General features: G+C 65.8%; 5 protein-coding genes and 1 pseudogene. 1 reads left to right on the forward strand and 5 read right to left on the reverse strand.

The features are described 5' to 3' along the window. Window positions 1–207: pseudogene (locus tag SM757_RS34360) on the reverse strand (styrene monooxygenase/indole monooxygenase family protein); the annotation flags it as partial. Window positions 208–254: 47 nt separating this feature from the next. Continuing rightward, the gene (locus SM757_RS34365) at window positions 255–1,043 is read right to left on the reverse strand and encodes an SDR family oxidoreductase (protein WP_322468768.1); all 789 of its coding nucleotides are present in this window, start codon (window positions 1,041–1,043) and stop codon (window positions 255–257) included. Window positions 1,044–1,394: 351 nt separating this feature from the next. On the opposite strand from SM757_RS34365, the gene SM757_RS34370 reads away from it, so the two are divergent. After that, entirely contained in the window at window positions 1,395–2,018 is a 624-nt protein-coding gene (locus tag SM757_RS34370; protein ID WP_407655830.1) for a flavin reductase family protein, read from the forward strand. Between the two features lie 50 nt (window positions 2,019–2,068). Here the strand turns inward: SM757_RS34370 and SM757_RS34375 are convergent, their stop codons facing one another. The 3 genes from SM757_RS34375 to SM757_RS34385 form a co-directional block, all read right to left on the reverse strand. Next, window positions 2,069–2,962: a SphA family protein gene (locus tag SM757_RS34375; protein ID WP_322468770.1), complete on the reverse strand. Its 894-nt coding sequence runs from the start codon at window positions 2,960–2,962 to the stop codon at window positions 2,069–2,071. Between the two features lie 245 nt (window positions 2,963–3,207). Further along, on the reverse strand, window positions 3,208–4,806 hold the full coding sequence (locus SM757_RS34380) for a phytoene desaturase family protein (RefSeq protein WP_322468771.1): 1,599 nt from the start codon (window positions 4,804–4,806) through the stop codon (window positions 3,208–3,210). A gap of 13 nt (window positions 4,807–4,819) precedes the next feature. Beyond that, window positions 4,820–5,602 carry a cyclase family protein gene (locus tag SM757_RS34385; RefSeq protein ID WP_322468772.1) on the reverse strand — a complete coding sequence of 261 codons (783 nt, stop codon included), beginning with the start codon at window positions 5,600–5,602 and terminating at the stop codon, window positions 4,820–4,822. Window positions 5,603–5,751: the final 149 nt, after the last annotated feature.

Below are 5,751 nucleotides of genomic sequence, written 5' to 3' on the forward strand. Positions count from 1 at the left end.
ACAGTCGCTCTCCCACGGGTTCAGGCCCAGCTCGCGCTCGATCTGCAGCGCAGAATCGAACATGCACTGGCTGGACATGACCTTGCCGCGGCGGATGTCGTCGGGCATGCGGTTGGTGACCACCGTCACCTCGTAGCGCTTGTCCAGCAGGCCCAGGGCCAGCGGCAAGCCGGCCTGCCCTCCTCCGACAATGGCAATGCGGCGCATGGATATGTCTCCTTGTGAATTGCGATGAACTGGGAAATGCCAGGGGCTCAGGCCATCAGGCGTGGAATGGCGGGCAGGTTCTGCTCGGGACCCATGGCCGAGTACCCGCCGTCAACGGCGTAGTCCGCGCCGGTGACAAAGCTGGCGTGGTCCGACAGCAGGAAGGCCACTACTTCGGCGACCTCGGCCGGATCACCCAGCCGACCGAGGAGGTGATAGGACGCCGCCACCTGGTCAGCCTTGGCACGGTCGCCGCCGGCGAGCTGCTCGATGACACGCGACCAGGTCCAGCCCGGGGACACCGAATTGACGCGGATGCGGTCCGGTGCGAAATCCATCGCCAGGCTGCGGGTGACCTGGAGCAGCGCAGCTTTGGACACCGGGTACAGCCAGCGGCCGGTCTGAGCGACGCTGGAGGAGATGCTGGTGAAATTGACAATCGCGCCGCCACCGACCGCGCGCATGGCCGCGCGCACCGCGCGGGCCATCATCACGGCGCTGACGACATTGACATTGAGCGCCTGCTGCCATTCGGCCCGCCCGGACGCGGCACCGTCATCGGTGTACGTGCAGGCCAGATTGACCAGCGCGTCCACGCGCCCGAAGCCCGACTGCACCAGGTCCACATGCTGTGCAATCTGCGCGTCGTCGGTGATATCCACCGCCTGGAACATCACTGCCGGACCATGACGTTCAGCCACCTTGGCGCCGCCCTGCCGGTCGACGTCGAACACGGCCACGCGCATGCCCCCCGCCACCAGGGCATCCACCACCGCCGCACCGATCAACGTGGCTCCACCGGTGACGATGGCCACCTTGCCTTCAAGACCCTTCATGAATTTGCCTTTCCACGTGAATCGCTTCAATACGAAGCGCGACTTCAGCCGGCAGGAGCCCATTCCTGGCGCGGCGTGAACCGTGGATCAATATTGGGTGTTGGCTCAGCCAGTCCCTAGCCGCTTGCTGCAGCGAATATCCACGGACCGCACACAACAGCGGCGACGTCATAAGGGCTGAAGGTCCTGCACATAAGCGGTCGTGCATATGCCTCACGCGGTCCCGCGTGCACCACCTCACCCGGCTGCAGCAGGTCTATCCGGATCCTGCAGAGATTCAAATGTCCGCTGCAAAAGCGGCATCCCAGCGACAGGCGTGTCAATAGACTCGCGCCATTTCAAAAAAGCTTCTTGATGGGCAACACGATGCACTCCTACGAACCTTGCAAAGGCAGCGGACTGCGGCACGATCCGATCGCGGCCATCCTTGGACCCCGGCCCATCGGTTGGATCTCGACATGCGATGACCAGGGACGACCCAACCTGGCGCCTTACAGCTTCTTCAATGTTTTCAACTATCGGCCGCCGATCGTCGCGTTTTCAAGCGTCGGCTACAAAGACACGGTTCGCAACGTGCAAGCCACCGGCGAGTTCGTCTACAACCTTGCCACCCGGGCGCTGGCCGATGCCGTGAATGCCACCAGCGCGGAAGTGGCCGGCGACGAATTCCAGCTCGCGGGTCTGACGCCGCGAGGCTCTGCGCTGGTCCGCCCGCCCGCGGTAGGCCAGAGCCCGGTGGCCATGGAGTGCAAGGCCATCGAGGTCAGGCAAATGCAGGACCACCTCGGCGGTGCGCTTGACACCTGGATGGTTTTCGGAGAGGTCGTGATGGTGCACATCGACCGCGCACTGCTCAGCGCCGCTGACGGCAACTACGACACAACGGCAGCGCAGCCGATATTGCGAGGCGGCGGGCCGGCCGACTACTTCGAGATCACGCCGCAGGCCCGGTTTCTGATGCGCCGGCCAAGCTGAGCGCGCGGCGCTATCTGGCGCAGCGAGGCCCTCCTGAGCCTCGCCTTCGATCAGAACGGCAGCGACGCCTTGACCCAGAGTTGCTGTCCTTCGGGACGGTTGCGTACGTGGAATTCCTGCTGGAACTTCACGGTGATCATCAGACCCTTGTCATTGGCGTAGCGAAGCGACGGGCCGATGGCCAACGAAGAGGCCTTGCCGGTGCCGGCGTTAGGGCCCTTGTCGTCAGTGATCTGACGGTAGACGTGCCCACCGACGCCCACCACCCAGCCATTGCCAAGGCCCCATCCCATCGCATAGTCGGCATGCAATGCCTGGCCGGAGCGCGTCTGTGTGTCGTCGTTGCGCCGGGGAATGTCCCACATCGCCTTCACGTCGACATTCAGGCCCACCGGCTGCGCATAGCTCACCGCGGCGACGGGCTGCAAGGCCCAGACGTTCCTTCCCAGGCTGGCAGGGTTGTTGCGGTCGTACTGTCCGGTGGGCGCGTAGATGTCAAAGCCAAACGCCGAATGCAAAGCCGGAGAATGGTGATAACCAAGGACTGCGCCCAAGACCAGATCGCCGACGCCCACCTTGCTGAAGGTCTGGCCGCCCGCCCGGACATCCACGCTCAGGAGTGGCGCCAGCGCCTCGAAGGCAAGCTGTCCGCCCAGCAGCGTGTGCGGCGTCACCCACACCACACGGGGCACCACGGCGCCGAACTTGACCTTGAAGTCCGGCGGACCGATGTGCTTGCCATCGTTGTCGCGCAGCTTGTCGTACTGCCCACCCCCTGCGTAGACCAATGTGTGCACGCCCGAGGGCGGCAGCGCACCGGAGAGAAAGTTCTCCAGGCCATCGGGGTAAAGCCCCAAGCCGTTGCCTTCAGTGGCCTGGCACGCCGCAGCCGCCATCGACATGCCAAGCGCGGCCACGCCGCGGCGCAGCATTACGGTGCTCATATTGCTCCTCTCATCGCCCAGTGGGCGTCCATTGACAGTGCGCCGCGCTGGCTCGTGGAGGCAGGTGGGCCTGGTCAGGCGGCTGGTTGAACGGCCCACCCTTTTGAATCCGACAGGGCTTGGTTCGGTGATGCGGAGCTCAGCACGGCCGCCAGCGCACAAGGTCATGCGGAGCAACGGCACCCGGGTCCAGCCACGCACTGTGGCTGGACCGCTTCGCTCATGCGATTTGTATTGCGGGTGCGTCAGCGTGGCGCCAGGGCCTGAGCGACCAGGTAGCCGGAGCCTGCACCGAGGCCCGGCCCGGGGTGGGTGGATGCACCGATCTGGTACAGCCCGCGGCATGGCGTGCGGTGCGTGCGCGCACCCTGGGTAGCGGCGAACGGACGCAACCAGAAGAACTGGTCGGGCGAGCACGTGCCCGAGTAGGGATCGCCGCCGACCAAGTTGGCGTTCAGCGCCTGCAGGTCGGCCGGCCCGAAGGCCCGCCGGCCAACGATCTGCTGCGCCAAGCCGGGCATGACTTGTTCAAGACGCGCCTGTACCCGGTCAGCCATGGCTTCGCGCACGGCGTCGGTCCAACAGCCGTCAGCAGGCACCTCGATCTGCGCGGCAGCGTCGCCACGCAGTCGCACGGGTAACTCCTGCATCTGGATCCACAGGATCGAGCCGCCGGCCGGCGCACGGCTCGGGTCCACCGCCGTGGGCTGACCGATGGCCAAGGTCGGACGGCTCGGCAGCAGGCCGTTGTTGGCCTCCACCACCGATGTGCAAACCTGCTCCAGGCTCTCCGTGAGATGCAGCAGCGGCACGCGGGCCAGTTCGGCATCGGCCCAGTTCGGTGTACCGCGCAGCGCGAAATGCACCTGCATGCCGCCGCGGCCGAAGCGATAGCCCGCGGCGCGCTCACGCACCGGAGACGGCGCCTGCGGCCACAGCTTGCCGTACAGCTGCGGCGGCGTGACGTTGCAGATCACGGCTTCGTCAGCGCGTATCGTCTCGCTGCCCACCCTCACGCCGACCGCACGGACCCGCCGGCCGCTCCCATTGACCAGCACCTCGGTAACTTCCGCGTTGACGCGTAGCTCGCCGCCGTGCTGCTCGATCACCTGGCGCAGCGCTTGCACGATACCGTCACTGCCACCGCGCACCACCGGCATGCCCCCGGCCACCACGGCGGCGAAGGTCAGCTTGCCGATCAGCGCGGAACACGACTCGTCCGGTCCGAGGCCGGAGTGCAGCACCCAAGGCGCCATCAGCGCACGGCTCAGGTCGTGCCGCAACGAGCGCTCGGACCAACGCCTAAAGCTCTCCAGCGAATCGGCAGCGAACCCCGTCAGCCCTTCCAAGCCGCGCTTGCGCCATTCACGGAACAGCAGTTTCACCACGCCTAATCCGTAGGGCTGCTGACCCAGCAGGCCGAAGGTCAGTGCTGCGTCCTCACCAAACAGCCGCGTCGCCATCGCACCAAACGCCACACCGTCGCCCGGGGCCACGGCTTCGAGGCGACGAACCGTGTCGCCAATGTTCTGCTTCAGCGCAATGCCACGACCATCGAGCAGTACCAAGCCGGTGGTGTAGTCGCACTGCTCGAACACCAGGCCAGCGGCCTCCAGTTTGGACCGCAGCTCGGTATAGGCCGGGCTGCCGACGAACAGTGGATACCACTGCGACAGCACGTCATGCCGGTAGCCGGGAAACAACTCCTCGGTGCGGATGCAGCCGCCCAGCCGGTCATTGCGCTCCAGAACGAGCACTCGCTTGCCGCGCGTAGCCAGCAGCGCCGCGCACACCAGCGAGTTGATCCCGCTGCCGACCAGGATGACATCGGGATGCGAAGTCATGGGTGCGCTCCGCTCAACCCACCAGGGCCAGTACGCGCAACGGACTGCCGGAGCCGTTGCGGATCTTCAGCGGCGCAGCCACGATCACGGCGCCCTGCGGTGGCAGTTGGTCCAAGTTGCGCAGGCACTGCAGACCGTACTTGTTGGCACCGTGCATCAGCGTGTGGCAGGGGTACGGCACCGGCCAGGCATAGGACTGCCCGGCGTCGGTGTTGACGGTCTCTACACCGAAGCCCAGCACGTCCCGCTCGCGGATCAGCCACTCCACGGCTTCCTGCGTCGGACCGGGGGTGTGCGCGCCATCCTCGCGAAGATTCAGGAATGCATTGGGATCTTCGAGCCGCCGTGACCAGTCGGTGCGCAGCAATACCCAGGCGCCGGCCGGGATGTGGCCATGCCTCGCCTCCCAGTCCTGCAAGTGTTCGACGGTGAGCAGCCAGTCGGGGTTCTTTGCCACCTCGGCACTGGCGTCAATCACCACCGCACCGGCCACGAAGCGCTGTGGGTCGATCGTCTCGACCGTGTTGTTCGCATGGTCGCGACCCGTGATCCAGTGCACCGGCGCGTCGAAGTGCGTGCCGGTGTGTTCACCGCAGGAAAAGTTGTTCCAGTACCAGCCCGGACCTGCTTCGTCGTAGGCCGAGATGCGCTCCTGCTTAAAGCCCCAGACTTGTCCGAGTTCTGGCGGCAGCACCAGTGCAGGAAACTCTGGGGACAGGGTGTGCGTCAGGTCGACGACGCGCAGCGTCCCGCTGGAGAGGGCTTGCAGCAGGGAGGTGGAAACAGAGGCGGTCATGAGTGACTCCTGGGGCCTGTAAGACGGCAACGAAAAATGCAAGGCAGGATCAAGCTGCCGGAGCGAGGCTGGCGAAGCGACCGCCGTGGAAGACCAGCGGCTCGCCGTCGCAGCGGTCGATGCGCAGCACGCGGCCCACGAACAGCTCG

This window comes from Azohydromonas lata (assembly GCF_034427735.1).
GTDB lineage: Bacteria > Pseudomonadota > Gammaproteobacteria > Burkholderiales > Burkholderiaceae_C > Azohydromonas > Azohydromonas lata.